The following is an 18952-nucleotide window of genomic DNA, read 5'->3' as shown; positions in this document are numbered from 1 at the left end:
GATGCCGTAACCCGGGAACATTAAATAACTTCTAAAAGAGCACAAGCAGCAATACCTCCACCACCTGCAGCCACTAATAACACTTTATCTTTTGCTTTAATGTTTGCATGCTCGCGGAGGTATTCCAGAGCAATACCCACACTTGAACCTGAAGTATTACCCGTTTCTTCTACGGTCTTGATGATACGTTCTTCAGGAAAGCCTAACTGTTTGGCAACGGATAAAACCAAATTTTTATTGCCTTGGTGTGGGACCAACCATTGAATATCTCCAGTGGTAAGGTTTAATGCCTTCAAGAATTCTTCTGCTCCATCAACCATTCCATGAACTGCTTTAACAAATAGTGCAGTATTTTCTTTAATTGTGATGTAAAACAATTCTGGACTTGTACAATTCGCAGCGGGTAACCGCGAACCTCCGGCGGGGGTGGATACCGTATCGCTGACTTCTCCATCAGCAAATAAAGCTGAAGCAAGGAAACGAAACTCTGCATGTTCCTTATCGGGAGATACCACACAAGCGGCAGCTCCATCACCAAAAAGAACGCTTGTAGCAAAATTATTTTTATTTAAAAACTTAGAGCGAATTTCACTGGCGATTAATAAAATGGACCCCTTAGTTGCCTGAGCAATAGCAGCGCTTGTATGCAAGCCAACAACAAAACCTGCACAGGCGGCCCCAATATCAAAAGCACCGGTATTGTTTAAACCAAGTCGGTGCTGTACTAAGGGGCTGGTTGGTGGTGCTGGATAATCTCCAGATATAGTAGCCAAAATAATTTGGTTGATTTTATCTTTTTCTGCAGGTTTTGCCGTGAACAATTGTTCTGCTGCAAGAACTGCCAAATCACTACATGCCTGATCTTCATTGGCCCAGCGCCTATTTCTAATGCCGGTCGAAAAGCTAACCAATGTTGGACTTTGTGTGCTATTCATCCAGTTAAGCACGTCTTGATTGCTCATAACCGTTTCGGGCAATGCAATAAATGGACCTTTGATGTATATGTTTTTTTCAGCACGTAATAAATTCATGATGATAATAGTCCTTCAGAACGCATTAGAGGTAAACCACCGCTTACAGTAATTACTGAGCCGGTCATAAATGAGGTTTTGGACAATAATGGATCCATGGCTTCAGCGATTTGGGTTGCTTCTCCCATCATGCCCTGAGGTATAATTTGTGCCATTTTTTCTTGATAGGCAGGCCTTTTCCAGAATTGCTCGGTTCTAGAGGTTTTAATCAAACCGACACGCACAATATTGGATAAAATATTATTGGCACTGTAATCTACGGCAAGATTTAAAAACAATCCTTCCAGCGCGGCTTTGGTCGCACAATAAGCACCGTAGCGACTGGTTCCTGTAATTGCAGAAAGACTGGAAATTAGAATCAATCGTCCAAATTTATTGGCTAATAAAGCGGGTAATAATTGATGAATTAACCAAATATTACCATGCAAATTATCATCGATGTAGGTTCGCAATGCAGGATAGGATAAGGCATGTAATTTACGTAGCTGACTTACACGCGTAAACGCATTAAGAATGATTCCATCTAAAGGTTCCTGCAGTAGATTTTGCAGATCTTCTTTACTTGCTTCTGGATTGGAAAAATTATATACCAAACCGCTAACCTGCATGTCCTGTTGTTTGTAGTGCTCTAATGTGTTGTTTAAACTGTCCTTACTTGAACTGGTGATGATGATTTTATCACCTAATTGCAGTCGTCGTTTGGCTATAGCTTGAGCGATATCCGATGAGCCGCCTGTAATTAAAAGATTCATTTTGCCCCCAGTTCGATTAAATGTTTTTCTATATTTCCGATTGATTCATAATGTTCTTTTATTAAGGGGATAACCGGGATCTTGATTTTGAATTCTCGTTCCAACTCGATGATGAGTAAGGCCAACATTAGGCTATCTAAGCCTCCTTGTTCTAGGGAAGCAGATGAATCTTGAGGAAGATTGTTAAGTCCAATCTTTGCTAATGTATTGCGAATTCGTTCAGTGAGCATGGATTTTTTCCTTCTGACTTAAAAGTAGCGCTTTTCTATCAAGCTTCCCATGTTGATTACGTGGTAATTTTTTCAATAATTGCACCGTAATGGGAAGTTTTCTGGGTAAAAAATGTTGTTTTAGTTGTTCAGACAGTATTTGTTCAGTGGTAGTGGCGCTAAAGTTATCTTGTTCCAGACACGCAAGTAAACGGACACCATATAACTCATCAGTTAAAGGGATAACAATAACTTCCTTAATTCCTTCAATTTGACAAATCTTATGTTCAATATCAATTAAATTGACTTTTTCACCGCCTATATTGACGATATGATCCAACCGTCCTTTAATTGCGACCAAACCGGAAGGTAATTTCTCTGCTAAATCGCCAGTAAAAAACCAACCCTCGTCCATTCGGGATGGTTTGTCTTCTCCCAAATAGCCTAACATAAGCTGACTCCCTTTAATGAGTAATTCATTGTTTTCTGACAAACGGATCTGCCAATCACCTACTGGATAGCCAGCAAAGTCTTCCAGAAATAAGGGATCTTTGTTGGAGTAAGTTAATACGCGCGGGGCCGCTTCAGTTAAACCATAATTATTATAAATTGTTGCATGGGGAAATGTATGGATCAGACTTTGACGCAATGTAATGCTTAAGGGCGCTCCTGCAGAGACGATCGCCTTTATTTTGGCAGCGCTCTCTGGAAACAGTGTCCCCATTTTTTGAATCGCAACCCAATGAGAGGGAACACCGCTCCACATTTGAGGAACAGTGTATGTTTCTAATAAGGTTTTAATATCCGTAAATTGGGTAATCAATTGTGTCTTTATTCCAGCGATTAATCCAGGAAGCAATTGACCAAGCAGTCCAAAAGAATACGACAAAGGTAAAAATAATAATTGATCGTCTATGCTTGAGAATTCGAGCGCATTAATCACTGCCTTACAATTTGCAATAATATTTTTTAGTGAAAGTTGCACTGCTTTCATTTGCCCTGTGCTTCCTGATGTAAAGAGTACTAAAGCAAGTTCCGGGTGATGTTTGATGTGCTTATTTTCCTGGATTTCTATGAGTGTACCTTGCTCATCCACCGTCATATTCGTACTTAAAATATGACGTTTCTCCTGACCCAATTCTTGAGGAGCAAAGAGTGCAACCGGTTTTCCAATGCTTAAAGCCGCGATTAGCTGAATCACAAACGAAGGTTGGGGTATGGCGTGTAAAACCAATATTCCTGAGGGTAGTTTTTTCAACTGTAACGACATTTTTTGGATGGCAATCTCTAGTTCAGCAAAACTTAAATGCTGAGCTTCGAAGCTTAGTGCAACTCTATTGGGAGTGTCTGGAGAGAGAAATTGCATATCTTAATCCTCAACCTTATTTAATCGCCAGCTTGCGATTATAGGTAATGTTTTATCTAATAAATGTTTTCGACAGAAATTTCGACGAACTTTCCCACTAGTTGTATGCGGCATGGCTTTAAGAGGAATGAGAATAATATTATGAATTTCGAGTTGATGCGTCTGATAAATCAGTTCAAAAATAGCATTGAATAAATTATCTTGCTCCTCTGGTGACAAAAAACGATTTTTTACCTCGCACATGACCGTAAGCTCATATTCATGTTCTCTTTGAATGACAAAAGCAGCACATTTACCCAGAGCCCCATCCACCGATGAATGAAGAAGAGAGTATTCTATATCTTGCGGGTAATGATTTTTACCATATAGGATAATCAAATCTTTAATACGACCAGTCACATATAATTCCTCTTCATGTACAAACCCTAAATCGCCGGTTCTTAAATACACTTGATTGCTTGGATCATCGGAAATTTTACCATGAAATGTATGTTGGGTTTCTTCATCCTGTTGCCAGTACCCCTGGGCTACGCTGGCACTATGCACCCAGATTTCACCAATTTGATCATTATCACAAAGAGTAAGTGTTTCCGGATCTACAATTTTTACTGTTTGCATAAACCGTCCACAACTAATCAAGCTGTGGCTCTGAGGACTTCCTTCTGCTGCAAAATGGACACGATGATCCTGGTACTGCTCTTTAGACAAAGTGAGTTCGTGGTAAGGAGTACCAGGAGTGTTTCCTGTTACTAATAAGGTTGCTTCAGCTAAACCATAACAAGGAAAGAAGGCTTCTTTGCGAAATCCATAATCTTTAAAGGCTTGATGAAAATGTTCTAATGTTTCTTTTCGAATAGGTTCAGCACCATTCGATGCAATTTGCCAGCAGCTTAAATCGAGTCCCTGTTTTTTTTCTTCTTTAATGCGTTTGACACAATAATCGTAGGCGAAATTAGGGCTACCACTTATGGTCGCCCTATATTTGCTAATGTTTTGTAACCAAGAAAGCGGATTTTGTAAAAATGAAAACGGGGACATTAGATAGGTAGGTACTCCCGCATAAATAGGGGTTAAAATATAACCAATTAATCCCATATCATGATGAGGAGGGAGCCAGCTAAACGAGATGGTTTCCTCATTTAACTGGAATGCATTGGATATTTTGTGAATATTATCTAGCAAATTGCGGTGTGTGACCATGACTCCTTTAGGATGCATCGTTGAACCTGAAGTGTATTGCAGAAAGGCAATGTCGTGTTCGTGAATAAGGGGTGGCTGCCAAAAAGAACTCATATGCAATTCCATGTTTTCTATAGCCAAGCATGGAACTTTATCCAGATGTGGTTTTCCATTTCGATCCGGTGTGGCAAATTTAACCAAATGATCCGCCGTCATCATCACACATACTGGTTGTGCATTTTGAATGATGCGATGTGCCTTATCCACTAATTTTGCTTGAGCAGGAGGATAAATAGGCACAGCAATACAACCTGCGTAAAGACAACCAAAAAAAGCCTGAATCAGTGGCAGTCCTGGAGAGAATAATAATAAAATTCTATCTCCAGGCTTTGCTCCTTGTTGATGTAATTGTACTGCAATGGCCCTGGCCCGTTCATCCAATTCACCAAAAGTCATTGGTTCTTCTAAATTTCTATTTAGAAAAGTACAACTCGTTTTTTTTGGGGTATGAACGGCTCTGTATCGAACCGCATCAACTAATGACACACAGTTGAAAATCTCTTTATTCATTAGCGATCCTTATGGCTTATGGAATTCGAGAACTTGTCCCGCATAAGAGAGACCACCTCCTACACTCATCAGGAGTATTTTTCCAGGTCGATCAAAAATTTTTTCTTCAATTGCTCTAGCCAAAGAATAGAGAACAGAGGCACCACCAATATTACCAATTGTGTCAGAGTCCCAAATAATGGTTTTGTTCATCATTTGGTTTTCTTGGAGCACTTCGGTGATTAATTTGCGATTGACTTGATGAGGAATAATCCAGGTAATGGCGTTTCTATCCTCTTCGGTAGGTAATAAATGGGCAAGCATCTGCTTGTATTTAGTATAAGCAAGTTCTTTCATCAGTGTCTCATCACCAATTAAGTGATAGCCTACAGTATCGATTTGTTCTTTAGTGGGTGGAAAAACACCTTGAGTGGTAAATGCTTCGACATATTTTCCTTCCGTAGAAAAAAAGGTTTTCTCAACGGTAAATGCACCAGTTTCCTTTTGTTCCATGAGCAAGGCTGCAGCACCATCACCTAATCCTATCCATGTTTTTTCATTTTCAGGATCGATTACTTTAGATAATGTTTCAGCACAGCTAACCATAACATTAGGGTATCCTAAGGCCATTAATGCGTAGGCAAGATGAAGTGTAGACAGAGAAGTGGAACAGCCGGTTTTTAAATCATAAGCAGGAGCATCTATTTCTAACTCCCCAAGAACGGCAGCAGCTTGTGAACCTGTAAAGCGTTTATTGGTTGTAGATCCGAGTAAAAAAGCATGTATTTGGGGGAGTGTATAATTCGCAAATAATTTTTTCACTGCTTCAGTCGCTAATGATTCAGCAGTTAATTCGCGAGATTTATCCAAAGATTCCCAGGGTTTATGACACCAATAACGGGAGTAAAAACCAAATTCCTCACCGATTTTTTCAGCAAACTTTTCTAAAAAAGATAAAGAATGTTCTGAAGTTCGTGGAAAATTTTGTAAAATTTCCAGATTAGTAATAGGAGGGGAGTCCGGTAGGACTCGCGATGCGGCTGTAATATCAAATCGAATGTTAGGATGCAAAATTTCCATAAATTACCTTTTATTATGTCTTTAATTTGCCTTTTTCAGCAGTTATTTAAAATTTTAGAATTCAATGTGGCTAAATTATAGCTGTTTTTTAGGAAAAATTGACCCATGTAATTACGAAGTGTATATTTTATATAAACAAAATTTAAGGTTGAGCGTGATATGTCCTCATCGTCTGTTGATAAAACCACGATGAAATGGATAGAAAATCTTATTGACGAGCATAGTTTTCTTCCGTTCCTTGCAGATTATATTCCTAATAATCAACCCCATTTACAATTTGGGGCTGAAGTGATTACGGGGTTGGCCAAAGTAAATGACCGACCTGTTGCAATATATGCCCATGATAATTCAGTTAATCGAGGGTATATTACGAGCCAGGGCGCAAAAAAAATACTGCGCCTTATGGATAGGGCTAAAGATTTACGTATTCCAATTATTGCTTTTTTGGCGTCTCCTGGAATTTCTTTAGAAGAAAATTTATTAAGCGGTGATGAATACACACAAATTATCGCTCGTAACATTAACTTATCCGGTGTAATCCCACAATTTGCGGTGCTTGTTGCTCCCACTCTTGGGGCACCTGCTTATTCTGCAGTACTCATGGATCTGCTCTTTTTTAACAAACATCGCAGTTACCTGATGGTGACGAGCCCGATGGTCGTTCAACAAGCGATAGGTGAAAAAGTAAGTATGAGTGAATTAGGTGGGACCGCAATGCATGCAGGGACGACAGGTATTGCTGATTTTGTTGATGACAGTATCAGTGCACAAATCAATCATGTGAAAACCATGCTCAACATTTTTCCATCACATAGTGGTGAATGTCCTCCTATTCATTCAGTGCAAGAGCCTATACATGCTTTGCCCAATATTCCAACTGATCCGAGAATGCCATTTAATATGCTCGAATTGATTCAGGCCATTGTTGATAATTCGGAAGTATGGCAATACAAAAGCAACTATGGCCAAGCCATGATTTGTGCTTTTGTACGTATTCATGGGCATGTCGTAGGCATCGTTGCTAATCAGAGTATTCGTTTTAGTGGTGCGATTGATTCAGATGCAGCGCAAAAAGCAGCTAAATTTATTCGAATATGTGATGCCTATAGGATTCCTGTGCTGACGTTAATTGATGTTCCCGGATTTATGCCTGGAAAGCGTGAAGAACAAAAAGGTTTGTTACAACACGGAGCGAGGCTATGTGCTGCGATGCAAACTCGGGTGCCTAGAATGAGTGTAGTTGTGCGTAAATGTTATGGGGCTGCAGCATTTTTGATGATGCAAACTGCATCGCAACAAGGCGATCTTGTTTTGGCCTTGGAGACTGCAACTCTTGGGGTAATGGGTAAAGAAACGACGAAAAAGGTGCAAAATACTGATGGGCAAGTCTCTGCTGAGACGAAACCCCCGCTTACTGATAAGCTGCATCTGGATCCTTCTTTAGCGGACGCTTATGTGTCTGGTCTAATCGATGAAATTATTACTCTGCAGCAAATTCGTGGAAGATTAGGCCAACATTTGGAATATGTATATCGTAAATTAGAGGAATTGCCGATTGCACGACATTCTATTGTGTAGAACGAGCGTGGAGTGTATCCCTCATTCGCCCGCCCCACAGGGAGAAGGGAGTCCGGGCTACCCCCTTCACTCATGAGAGACGGTAGAAAGAATCCCCTCTCCAATTCATGGGAGAGGGGCAGGGGTGAGGTTATAAAAACAACACGTGTAAGGACCAATATGTCTTACCTTAACTTGCAGCAATTAATTAATTCATTTGAAGCTTATTTGGGAAATCCAGAAAAACAGGATACGCCCCTCAATTTTCAAGAAAGCTTGCATTATGATGAGCAAGAACAACTTGCCTGGCCCCAAATTAAATTGATCCAACAATGGGGGTTTATGGAATATCTAATCCCTCAATCTCTTGGAGGGCAATTTGTTTCACTCGACGTCGGATATTTTCTAGCAAAATCAATTTGCAGACGAGATCTAACTACCGGTATCGCTTTAGGTTTGCCATTCTTGGGGGCATTACCGCTTTGGATTGCAGGAAGCGAAAATCAGAAAAAAAATTTGGCCTCCTCTCTTCGGCGAGGGGAAATCACTGCCTGTGCTTTGACCGAAGAGGCGCATGGTTCTGATATTATGGCAAATGAAGTATTTGCTCATCCTTGTAAGAGTGGTTGGGAATTATCTGGAAAGAAGTGGTGTATTAATTTTGCTACTTTAGGGCATAGTGTGACGCTTCTTTGTCGTACTCATCCTCGAGGAGGGCCATTAGGCTTCTCGGTTTTTTTTCTAGATAAAGCGACAATTCAATCTGGGTTTATACCAACACCTAAACTTCCTACGCTTGGGGTTAGAGGCTTAGACATCAGTGGTTTTTCTTTGGAGAACGTTTTTTTGCCTCAAGATGCATTGGTTGGGGATGAAAAACGAGGATTAGAAATTATCTATAAAACCTTACAGGTTTCTAGAACTTTATGTGCTTCTTTTTCTGTGGGTGCTGCAGATACTGCTTTGCGACTAGCTCTTTCTTTTAGTCAGCAACGACACCTATATGGTAAAACGGCCTATGAAATTCCCGTTGTAAAACAGCGCCTGGGAGAGCAATTTACCCAGTTGCTTATTGCCGATTGTACTGCTTTAGCAGTCTCCCGCGCTTGCTCCGTCATTCCTGAGAAATTATCATTTTGGTCTGCCATCATTAAATTCCTTATTCCCAAAATAACCGAAGAAGTAGTCGATCAATGTGCTACAGTGATGGGGGCGCGTGCTTATTTGCGCACCACAGAGTGGGCGATGTTTCAAAAAATCAGACGTGATATCCCAGTGGTCGGTTTATTTGATGGAAGTAGCCAGGTTAATTTATCCGTGATTGCAGGTAGTTTATTACCACAAGCTGGAATGAGAGGAAGTTGTTCTTCAAATCAGGCACAACAATTGGAGCCAATTTTTAATCTCAACATTATTTGTCCCAAATTCACTATGGATCGTTTAGGTCTCTTTACTCATGGTGAAGACGATATTTTGGCTGGTTTGTCCATTTTAAAATCAACGCAAATTGCTCCATTAATTAAAGCGGTTCGTACTGAGCTCCAACAATTAGATCAGCATGTAATCACTTTGCAAGATCAAAAACAGTTTGACCCGCGCAGTTTGACTGCTTTTCGGTTGGCAGAGAAGTATTGTTGGATTTTTGCAGCAAGCTGTTGTATTCATTTTTGGCATTATAATCAGAAATTAATGTCTGAAGAACTAGGGGGCGTTGAGTGGATAAATTCGGCAATTCAACTTATTCTTAATAAATTAAATACACACTCAAATGTGGATAATAAATTGCAAGAGTCTATGGCGGATCATTTAGCTTTATTTAATGAGCAAAATAAAATGCTCTCTGTGCTTCCAATAAAAATACCTGGTTAAAGTGCCTCGCCAACTTTAGCTTTTGCAGTTATTATTATTTATTGTATTCAATGAGGTTCGCAATAAGAATGAATTGGAAAAGATTATTAATCGCAGCAATTACTCGAAAAAAATATCAGGCCTTCATTGAGGATACGAAATATCCTGAGCGTTCGCGTGAAAAGTTGTGGACTCGAGAGATTGTACCTTTATTAAAAAAATCTTCTTATTGGGGTGCTGCATTGAAAAGCATCCAAACTTTAAACCTGGATGATTTTCCAATTACCACCTATGCAGATTATGAAGCAGAACTCTTGGCTGCACAATATAGCCTTATTCAGCCCTTTAATGGGGAAAAATTGATTTTTTGGTCAGAGACATCAGGAACAGCCGGTGTTCGTAAATACTTCCCAATTACTCACTCGTTCCAAACTCAGTTTCAACGTACCATGCCGCCTTATATTTATAATATGACTCAGCGTTTTCCCGGGTTATTTCAAGAAAAAATATTGTATCTGGTGGCTGTGGATGCTCATCGAACATCTCCAGCTGGCATTCCTTCGGGTTGGATTAGCAATTTCAATTATCGTAATTTACCTTCTTTTATTAAGCGTTTTTATGCGCTACCTGATGAAGTACTCGATAATACAGAAGTCTATACACAATGGTCTGCTTTGTATGCTTTGGCCTCAGACCTTAGTGCCATATTTGCGGTAACTCCTATGGTTATCGATGCGTGTTTTGAGCGTTGTCTTAAAAACTTTAAGCAGTTTTTACCTTATTTATTAGGTGAAAAAGCAATCCCTGACTTTTTGCCGCCGATTCAAATTACGAAAAAACGTCGGGAATACTTGCGTCAATTAGCACAACAAGATCCCAAATCATTCAAAGAGTTTTGGCCGTCATTAAATGTAGTTGGATGCTGGATTTCTAGTCTTTGTGAATATCCCGCACTTGAATTGAAAAAATTGTTAGGACCAGGGGTAGATATGATGGATGGCACTTTTTCCGCTACGGAAGGATGGCTTACTGTTCCATTAGACAATCACCCCGGAGGATTTTTACATCCTAGTACCCATATTGTTGAGTTTATCGAGGAGGGTAAGCCTATTGAAAAAGAAAATCTTTTACAATCTTGGGAATTAGAGCAGGGCAAAAATTATGAGGTATTTTTAACTACGGCGATGGGTTTTGTTCGCTATCAGTTAAAGGATGTAGTGAAATGTACCGGCTTTTTAAATAAAGCACCAAGGCTTGAATTTTGTTATAAAACCCAAATGCTTAAATTGGAAAGTTGTTCAATCTCAGGTCACGAGTTGCAGGAAATGTTGCATTATATTTCTTTTGAGATGGCGCCTCACTGGTATTTTGCTCGTAATAGTTTGGGGAATCGGATTGTTTTGGTTACTGATGATGCCATTCAAATAACAGACTCCATATTATCAAAAATGCATGAACGTTTAATGCAAATCAATGAACCCTATGCTCACGGTGTGATGACTAAAGAAGTGTTGCCCATGGTTTTATTCCAATTGCCCAAAGATGAGTTATTAATAGATAATCATGCTCAGACCAAACCCAAACTTATTTCTCAGCAAGTAATTACTGAAAAATGAATTACAATGGTTCTGCATCGCTTTAATTTTACTATCGTTTCGCCCTCGAGCAGGCTGTTATCAAAGAGGAACATCATATTATGACTGAGAAGAATAAAACCAAGGCCAAAAAAAGAACGCCCAAAAAGACTGAATTGAGCTTATCTATGCTCATCATCAGTGATATCGTTTCAATCTTATTTAGTTTGATGCCTGCGGTAGCCGCTTTTAGTTTAACCGGTTTATTTATTTATCATGGTTATAATTACACCTGGTTGGTTCTTCCTTTGGCCCCTTTTGTTTTATTTGCTTCTTTTATCACTATTATTGCAGTAATTAGATTGTGTTTACCGCGCTTAAAGCCCGGACGTTATAAACGTGAAATGAATCGAATGACCGTTGCATGGTTTTGTCATTTTGCGCTCGCTCGTTCTGCTAAAGTGGTTGGTTTGATTCCTTTGTTGCAAACATTCAACATTGCTAAGTTTTTTTATTGGCGTGCGCTGGGGGCCAAAGTTTCCTTTCAAATTGTAAATTCTTTTGATATCGATTTTGTCGATTGTCCCTTAATTAGCATAGGAAAAAATGTCACTCTTGCGAGCCAAGTGTCAATTAGTTGTCATTCTGATGTGGGAAACTTACTTTTTCTTGCTCCTGTAATCATTGAAGATGATGTTTTTATAGGTATGGCCACAACTATTGGTCCAGGAACGACAATTAAAAAAGGGTGTTGGATTGGTTATGGGAATACGTTCGTCAATCAAATGGTTGAAGAAAATAGCCGATTTGGAAATATCAGGCCCACCCCGGATATACAATAAAAAACGCCCAGCGAAATGATATTCATTGATACGATATTAAGTTCTACGGAGCGATTATTGTTAATAGACTGGGTTGAGCGCCTACCTGAAATACTATTGGCATGTATGGAAGGTTGAACAAAAAGAGAACAGCTATAAAGAATAATGCAGAACTAATGTTACCTATCCGTACCCATTTTTGCTCCATAGTCTCAGTGAACCAGGCCGTAATCGCATAAGTTAAACTGAATAAGATTCCAGTGATGATGCAAATGAGCACATTAACGTCCTCGGAATAAGATTGGAAAATTTTATGCGTCATCATTAAAACTAAAAGGAATAAAATTACGCGATAAACACGTAATAACAATTTAAGCCAGGATGGAGCCCCTGATTCTATACTTCCATCTTGGAAGTAGGCATTAAAAAATATAATTCCTAAAGCAGTTAGTGGGATTAAAATAATTAAAGGATTGATGTATTCTTCACCACCACCTGCGGCGTGGCTTAAATAAAGAATAAAGTAAACCGTACTTATGAGTGCTAAGAAAGGGAATAAATAGTACATCATTCTTAAGAGTAAAAAGCGTAAATTATAGATAATATTGATATTTTGCTGACCGATTCCTAATCCTATAAAAAACAAAGTGGTATGGGAAATCAATTGAAAATGGATATTATTAGAATATAAGCCCCATAAGAAATCACTACCCACAGTTTTGAAAATAAAGGCGCCCAACAGAATCAGTAGATTGGCTAAAGCTGAAAACAAAGAGGCGACAAAAATCAAGGGAATCGTATTCCATACAGCAGCAAATAAACTGTTGTAAGTGATACGCCACGTATTATCATGATGGTACGCATAGTGAAATGCATGCACCATATAGACAAAGAGTGGGAAGGCGCACACAAATGTTAACCAGTGCTCAAGATGTCTGGATGGAACGCTTGCTTCTAAGGGCAGTAGAGGCAAAGACAAAAATAGGGCGATGATGAAGCTGCTTACAATTAAACGAAAGCAGTTTTTTTCATTGAACGCCAGCGCATATAAAAGAGCAAAAAGGCTAATCAAGGCATAATCAAATACTTTAGTAATTTCATTACGGATTAATCCGTCCAGTGCGAATCCTAGGAGTAAGCCAATTAGAGTGAAGAGATAGATTCCTTTTTTTGAGAGCATTTTTTTCTCCATAAGCTATGAATTTAGAATAGCTGATTTTAAATAAACTTGCATTTATTTCGTTGGTACACATTTTGGGGTTTTTATTAGAACAATTGATAGATATCATGGTTTTATTTTAATCTGCGTTTTTGTAGAATGAATTTTAGTAATTGATTAACTAACTGATTGAGTCGCTATGCTGAGTAAAATCGAACGTTTTAAAGAATGGCGTGGGAACAAATCGGACGCAGAGCAGGATATCCTTGAAACTGCACTGATTATAATTAATTATGTTAACTCAGTAGATAATCTTGATGACATCAAAGCGAATGCCCAGACAAAATATTACGAATTTGATCAATATCATAAACGCTCATGGGGAACGGCAGTTTTTATCAAACTATTTATCGATGAAGCAATTACTCACCTACCCAAGACAGCGGAAAAAGAAATAGCCCTTCTGACTCATTGCAGTGAGGTTGTCGCCAACTTGTACGAAAATTGGAAAAAGAATACTGCAGCAAATATTTTCACTTTAATTGGAAATATTGAAAAATTATTGTCCTTAAACAGTGTGCCTTTTGCGGATAAAAATCAATATAAAACGTTTCTTCTTTCTGCAGCTATGTTATTCCATATTATCAAACTTGGAATTTCTGAAGTTGAACGTGATTGGAAGGCACAAATGGTTCTTTCTGTTTTAATCGATCTGAAACAAATCAAGCCCAAGATCGATCTTTTTTTGCAAAACATAGAAGAAAGGGTGGCGAAATTAACACAGCCAGAACAAGAAAGCCCTGCACAAAGTATTGCCCCCGATCCTCTAAAACCAGTGAAAGATCTCTTTGCAAATCGTTATCTTAAGGTCATAGGAGTTAATCCTGTAACCTCAAAACAACAAAAGAAAACCGGGCCATATGGCTTTATGCGACATGTACCAGTAGCTCCGTCACATCCTCCAGTACGAAACATTCTGGAGAGTCTTTCTGTTCTTGAAGCAGATATGGAGAAAGTTACGTCAGGTATTTTTAGCGTGATCGATCTAAGAAGTAAAAAAGCAGAGATTGAAGAAAAAAAAGAAATAGTGAGGGCACTGTTTTTAGCGGCAGAAGAAAATGATTTTAAGATCACAGGGAGAAAAAACTTTTTAGAGTTTATCCAAGGAAAAGAACCATCAATTGAAGTGCTTTTAGAAAATTCAGAGGAGCATCGCAAACAAAAATTTATTGAACAAATCGAACAATTAAAAACCATGGGGCAATCCCCTGATCTGTCTTCAGAAGTGATACAAGGCGTAAGCTGGGTGGCTACACCAATAACCGTTGTTTATCGAACAGCCACCCCACAGAAATTGCAAAATATGATTGAATCCTCTCTTCCCACTACGTTGGATGGTTCATGCAAGACTGAATTTAAAGAGATGATAAAAGCATGTTTGTTGGATTTAGAAAGTAAACTAAGGAGAAAAGAACAACAAATTGCTACTATAAATAATCGTTTTTTTAATCAAGATGAAGAATTGAAATCGTTGATCGCAAGTGAAAGTTTGGAGCGACTTGCTGTTTTTCAACACGCAAATGAGGAAATGAAGGAGGCGATACAAGCCAGCTCTAAGTTACTTGCAACCGTAAAAGCAAACTCACTATTTATCCATGACCTTCAACAAAAGAGCCAAATCTTAAGCGAATTTATTAAACTTCATGACGGTTTTTTTGTGAAAATTAGCAATTTTCTAGCGCAATACTTTACTTGCTTTAAAACTGAGACCGCAAGAATGATAGATGATGCTGCTCATTTAAAAATTAAAGTCGACGAACTTGCAGGTGAATATCGAGGCGTTGTAAATCAGGGAATATGGCAAATTGACCAAATCTCATCTTTGGATGAGCGTTTTAAGACGCATATAAAAAATCAATTTAAGGCAGAGGAACTCGAGATAAATCACGAAAAACAAAATCACCTGAAGCCGAATAAACGTACGGTGCGGTTATTAATGAGCGGTTTATCGAATTTGTTTGCTCCAAAACCACAACCCCTTAAAGAACAAAAGAACAAAAAAGAATATGATAAAGAAGAGCCTGTTTTAGGTAACGCTCTCTAAAGTTTTTGAGCTCTCAGACTTATTCGATGCTCATAATCAGGATCAATCAATTGCTAACGCTACTTTGCATATTGTAATCAAATTCTTTTTCCCATAACCTTATAGATGCATATTACTTGGCAAATCTTATATGAATTATGAGAAAGTTTCGGTATACATTAATGAAGCGGAACAATGGCAGAATAGACCTTTGTATTTGGAACTCCTCAATCTGCTTAAAAAGCATAGTGTAGTAAATGGAGTAATATTTCGAGCGGTAGCGGGATTTCCTTTAGCTGAACGTGCTAAATCCTCTCTTTTTCATCTAAGTAAAAAATTACCTCTGATCGTGCAATTTATTGATAGTGTGGATGGGGTTGATGCTCTGTTACCTGAATTAAAAAAGATGGTTCCACATCATTTCATTATTCGCAAACCAATAGAAATAATAAGTTGGGGCGATATTCCATAGAAAACGTTATTTTAGGCATTTGCTCGGGCGGGAAAGAAGATCAAATGTTCTTTTTTTATTATGGTAATTAAGAACTCTAAAGCTACAGTAACTTTTTCGGGATGATCAAAAAATTCGATAATGAGAGGAAGAGAAAAAGATACATCCAAAAAAGAATCATTGTGTATTCCTGTTTCGCCACTAAAACCACTTATTGCACGAAAAACACTAATTCCTCGAATTTTAGCCTCGTTTTGTAAGTAATTTAAAATTATAGGGACATTATCGGCTCTTTCCAAAGTGTAAATTCGTACTACTGTAACTTCGACCGTTGCAATATCAAGTTTTTCGTTCACTCTTGATTCTCCATAACACTTCTCAAGTTGAATATTATTATCATATGGCATCGTAGGAAATATTAATATCCCAAACGTACCTCTAAATATAACTAAATCTGTTGAAAGGTGAAGAAAAATTTCGATACACTTGTCACTATTGATTCTTTTCGATTTATTGTAGAGTTAGTCATAAGAAGTAATTCAGTAAAACAATTTTAATCGATTAATAAAGGTACTCATGAAAAGGATATTTAAAGTCTCAAAAAGGGAGATTAATTTACCTGTAATTGTCATCGTTTTGAGTATCTTAATTGGCATTTACCATCTCCTGTCCTTTTTAATTCCTTTTACTAGTCATGCATTTGTGGTTACTAATGTTACTCCGATTGCAGCAGATGTTTCGGGCTTTATTACAAAAATCTATGTTCAAAATGGAAGTCCTGTAAAAAAAGATCAGCCTTTATTTGAAGTCTATCGGAAACCTTATCGTTTAGCTTATGATTCAGCAAAGGCTAGATATGAAGAAGCAAAAGAGCGCATTAAAGTCATTGAGCGGCAAACACAAAAAACAAAAACATTATTGGATGCAGCCAAGTATGAGTATCAAAAATCTCGATTTGAATATCAATTAAAAAAAGCACCTAGTGTACGCGAAGCTTTATCAAAACTTGAAGTACGGAAGCTTGATTATGATTTGCATTCAATTAAAAATAAAATGGATTCACTTAACAAACAAATTGCAGTCGAAGACCAGCAAATAATCCAACAAAGAAAATTAATTAAAGCGCTCAAAGCAGAAAAACGCAAAGCGAAAGTAAATCTTGATTTGACTATTGTTAAAGCACCTACTGATGGAGTAGTTGATAATCTTTATATTGGTCCAGGGACTCCTGTAAAAATACACCAACCATTATTTTCCTTTATTAATACATCAAGATGGTGGATACAGGCTAATTTTTATGAAACTGATATACGCAGAGTAAGGCCGGGCGATAAAGTCTATATTATGCTTCGCATGTATTATTTCAATAAAATCTTCCATGGCAGGGTAGTAAACACGATATGGGCAGCAGGGCGACAAATTACTGATCCACGCACGCAACAACAAATGGTTAGCAGTAATAATCAATGGTTATTAGAGCCACAACGTTTTCCAATTCAAATAGAGATTCTTGATCCAGATCCTAAATTTCCATTACATCCTGGTGCTAGTGCTTATGTTTATATCGAAACTAATTCGCATCATTGAAGATTATGATCCCTATGGAAATCATCGTGTTAATGGAGTGAAAGTTACTTATGTATTGCTTATTCTTTTTGCAGTTAATTTTATTTTTTCCATTCCTAACCCCTATTTTTATTATTTTTACATTCCAATTACCGCAATGGCAGCTGAGGTAGTAGGTGACACAATAAAAAGAAAAAATTTGCTGCTTTTTTATTGCATGTGGTGGTCTGTTATTAGTGCGTTTCTTTTTGATATTTTGTCCATTAGTGTTTTTTTTCCTATTTTTGCGTTCTTCTACTCGTTTTTTTTGTATATGATTGCTATTAAAAGCCGGATGCATACGATCGTAATTGCGCCCGTTGCCCTAAGTCTCGGCGCGTACTCATTGCTGTATAAAGAGATAAATACCAGTTTTTATGTCATTATTAATAATTGCTTGAATACTTTTATCGCGATGGCAATAGTTTTTGCGGCTTTAGCTTTTTTTCCTAGGAGTTATTATTATCGTTTATGGTTAAGGGCTTTGCTCTTACTCATTTCCCAGATTATTGAGCATTTATCCTTAATGGTAGAACGTAAAAACATTGTTTTTAATCCAGTGAGAGGTCATACAAACCATTTAATTCGTTATGCCTCGATGTTGCCTCGAACATTTCCTCTTCGCTCCATCTGGAAAATTAATTTACTTATTAATCACTTGCACTTAATTGTTTGTGTTATTGAATCAGAAACAATCATTTTAGAAAGTGAAAAAATCAATTTATTTATTGAGAAACTTAATATTTTAAAACGTGCAATTGAAAAGGAGCAGCCGTGTGAGTTAGCTGAAACGCCATGGAGCATTTTAAATAAACTTATATCTTCTTGGAATTATCTATGTTTAAAATTGTAGATTATCGAAAAGCTAGAGCATTGCAAATTTGTCTCGTTTTCTCAACTGCTTTGGCAGTTCAAAGTGTTTTAGGATATTCACATGCTGGATGGATTGGTTTTGCGGTAATGATGATTTACGCAGGATTTGATAGAGGTGCAAGTTTGCAGCGTACGACCCATCGTTTTTGGGGAGCGGTTTTGGGGTTGCTGTTGTCTTATATGCTATGGTTTATAGGACAAATTGATTTTCGTTTTATCCTAATTATTATTCCTGTTATTGTATTTATGGCTTACTTTTCTTTGGGAAAGCGTTATGCATTTCCTACTATTTTCACAGTAACGCTAACCTCATTAGGTACAGATTATTATGGTAGAAATAACTATGCTGTTCCTAATTTCTTTTTTGATTATTTATTATCGACAATTGTCGCATTTTTACTTTGTTTTATGTTTGAAACGTTGGTATTTCGCAATAGCCAATTATCGAGAAAATTTTATATTGATTTACAAAAAAGAATTATTACTCATTTGAATAAACTCTTTGATATAGTAACTCAAAAACCATTGCGAGATAGTATTTATTTAAAAGAAAGTATTGTGCTCAACACCAGTATGTTGGATTTATATGCTTTTGTTGATGCAGCCAAGCATGAACGGAATTTAGATGTGAACTTTGCAAATGAATTAGATTCTTTTGGCTCTGTAGTTCAACAAGCATATCATAATATTCGAAGGCTTTTTGTTTTAGGAGCCCATAGAAATGAAATACTGAAAATAGAAACGCGAAGTATACTGGAACAACTTACTCGGATAAATCAAAGCCAAAGAATTAAATATATTGGAGAATAACTTGA

General features: G+C 37.7%; 17 protein-coding genes. 9 read left to right on the top strand and 8 right to left on the bottom strand.

Going from position 1 to position 18952, the window contains the following annotated elements:
- Positions 1-20: 20 nt before the first annotated feature.
- The 6 genes from ACWTEW_RS12900 to ACWTEW_RS12875 are packed head-to-tail and all read right to left on the bottom strand — an operon-like array spanning position 21 to position 6166.
- Positions 21-1031 carry a 3-oxoacyl-ACP synthase III family protein gene (locus tag ACWTEW_RS12900; protein WP_454782037.1) on the bottom strand — a complete coding sequence of 337 codons (1011 nt, stop codon included), beginning with the start codon at positions 1029-1031 and terminating at the stop codon, positions 21-23.
- Positions 1028-1783, bottom strand: a complete 756-nt coding sequence (locus ACWTEW_RS12895; RefSeq protein WP_454782036.1) for an SDR family NAD(P)-dependent oxidoreductase — start codon at positions 1781-1783, stop codon at positions 1028-1030. The genes ACWTEW_RS12900 and ACWTEW_RS12895 overlap by 4 nt, the downstream gene beginning before the upstream one ends.
- Positions 1780-2013, bottom strand: a complete 234-nt coding sequence (locus ACWTEW_RS12890) for an acyl carrier protein (RefSeq protein ID WP_454782035.1) — start codon at positions 2011-2013, stop codon at positions 1780-1782. The genes ACWTEW_RS12895 and ACWTEW_RS12890 overlap by 4 nt, the downstream gene beginning before the upstream one ends.
- Entirely contained in the window at positions 2003-3358 is a 1356-nt protein-coding gene (locus tag ACWTEW_RS12885; RefSeq protein ID WP_454782034.1) for a class I adenylate-forming enzyme family protein, read from the bottom strand. The genes ACWTEW_RS12890 and ACWTEW_RS12885 overlap by 11 nt, the downstream gene beginning before the upstream one ends.
- Positions 3359-3361: 3 nt before the next feature.
- Positions 3362-5107, bottom strand: coding sequence for a fatty acyl-AMP ligase (locus ACWTEW_RS12880; RefSeq protein ID WP_454782033.1), 1746 nt, complete (start codon positions 5105-5107; stop codon positions 3362-3364).
- Between the two features lie 9 nt (positions 5108-5116).
- Complete coding sequence (locus ACWTEW_RS12875; protein WP_454782032.1) at positions 5117-6166, bottom strand: 3-oxoacyl-ACP synthase III family protein; 1050 nt, start codon at positions 6164-6166, stop codon at positions 5117-5119.
- Positions 6167-6325: 159 nt separating this feature from the next.
- Between ACWTEW_RS12875 and ACWTEW_RS12870 the strand changes: the two genes are divergently transcribed.
- The 4 genes from ACWTEW_RS12870 to ACWTEW_RS12855 all read left to right on the top strand — a co-directional run bounded on the left by ACWTEW_RS12870 (position 6326) and on the right by ACWTEW_RS12855 (position 11987).
- Positions 6326-7744 carry an acyl-CoA carboxylase subunit beta gene (locus tag ACWTEW_RS12870; RefSeq protein WP_454782031.1) on the top strand — a complete coding sequence of 473 codons (1419 nt, stop codon included), beginning with the start codon at positions 6326-6328 and terminating at the stop codon, positions 7742-7744.
- 159 nt (positions 7745-7903) lie between these two features.
- Positions 7904-9592 (top strand): acyl-CoA dehydrogenase family protein, encoded by a 1689-nt coding sequence (locus ACWTEW_RS12865; protein ID WP_454782030.1) that lies wholly within the window; start codon positions 7904-7906, stop codon positions 9590-9592.
- A 68-nt stretch (positions 9593-9660) separates the two neighbouring features.
- Positions 9661-11187: a GH3 family acyl-acid amido synthetase gene (locus ACWTEW_RS12860; protein ID WP_454782029.1), complete on the top strand. Its 1527-nt coding sequence runs from the start codon at positions 9661-9663 to the stop codon at positions 11185-11187.
- Between the two features lie 80 nt (positions 11188-11267).
- The gene (locus tag ACWTEW_RS12855; RefSeq protein WP_454782028.1) at positions 11268-11987 is read left to right on the top strand and encodes a hypothetical protein; all 720 of its coding nucleotides are present in this window, start codon (positions 11268-11270) and stop codon (positions 11985-11987) included.
- Positions 11988-12030: 43 nt separating this feature from the next.
- Here ACWTEW_RS12855 and ACWTEW_RS12850 read toward each other — a convergent pair whose 3' ends face one another.
- Positions 12031-13146: a hypothetical protein gene (locus ACWTEW_RS12850; protein ID WP_454782027.1), complete on the bottom strand. Its 1116-nt coding sequence runs from the start codon at positions 13144-13146 to the stop codon at positions 12031-12033.
- A gap of 178 nt (positions 13147-13324) precedes the next feature.
- On the opposite strand from ACWTEW_RS12850, the gene ACWTEW_RS12845 reads away from it, so the two are divergent.
- Both ACWTEW_RS12845 and ACWTEW_RS12840 read left to right on the top strand, forming a co-directional pair.
- Positions 13325-15229 (top strand): hypothetical protein, encoded by a 1905-nt coding sequence (locus ACWTEW_RS12845; RefSeq protein WP_454782026.1) that lies wholly within the window; start codon positions 13325-13327, stop codon positions 15227-15229.
- A gap of 130 nt (positions 15230-15359) precedes the next feature.
- Positions 15360-15680 (top strand): DUF190 domain-containing protein, encoded by a 321-nt coding sequence (locus ACWTEW_RS12840; RefSeq protein WP_454782025.1) that lies wholly within the window; start codon positions 15360-15362, stop codon positions 15678-15680.
- An 11-nt stretch (positions 15681-15691) separates the two neighbouring features.
- Here ACWTEW_RS12840 and ACWTEW_RS12835 read toward each other — a convergent pair whose 3' ends face one another.
- Positions 15692-16015 (bottom strand): DUF190 domain-containing protein, encoded by a 324-nt coding sequence (locus tag ACWTEW_RS12835; RefSeq protein ID WP_454782024.1) that lies wholly within the window; start codon positions 16013-16015, stop codon positions 15692-15694.
- Positions 16016-16235: 220 nt separating this feature from the next.
- On the opposite strand from ACWTEW_RS12835, the gene ACWTEW_RS12830 reads away from it, so the two are divergent.
- Genes ACWTEW_RS12830 through ACWTEW_RS12820 form a run of 3 tightly spaced genes read left to right on the top strand, consistent with a single transcriptional unit; the run spans position 16236 to position 18947 of the window.
- Positions 16236-17246 (top strand): HlyD family secretion protein, encoded by a 1011-nt coding sequence (locus ACWTEW_RS12830; RefSeq protein ID WP_454782023.1) that lies wholly within the window; start codon positions 16236-16238, stop codon positions 17244-17246.
- The gene (locus ACWTEW_RS12825; RefSeq protein WP_454782022.1) at positions 17215-18117 is read left to right on the top strand and encodes a hypothetical protein; all 903 of its coding nucleotides are present in this window, start codon (positions 17215-17217) and stop codon (positions 18115-18117) included. Before ACWTEW_RS12830 ends, ACWTEW_RS12825 begins: the two co-directional genes overlap by 32 nt.
- Positions 18102-18947: an FUSC family protein gene (locus tag ACWTEW_RS12820; protein ID WP_454782021.1), complete on the top strand. Its 846-nt coding sequence runs from the start codon at positions 18102-18104 to the stop codon at positions 18945-18947. The genes ACWTEW_RS12825 and ACWTEW_RS12820 overlap by 16 nt, the downstream gene beginning before the upstream one ends.
- Positions 18948-18952 lie beyond the last annotated feature (5 nt).

It is taken from the genome of Legionella stuttgartensis (genome assembly GCF_977063405.2).
The sequence above is the reverse complement of the archived record's forward strand: the minus strand, read 5'-3'. Positions and strand labels throughout refer to the sequence as shown.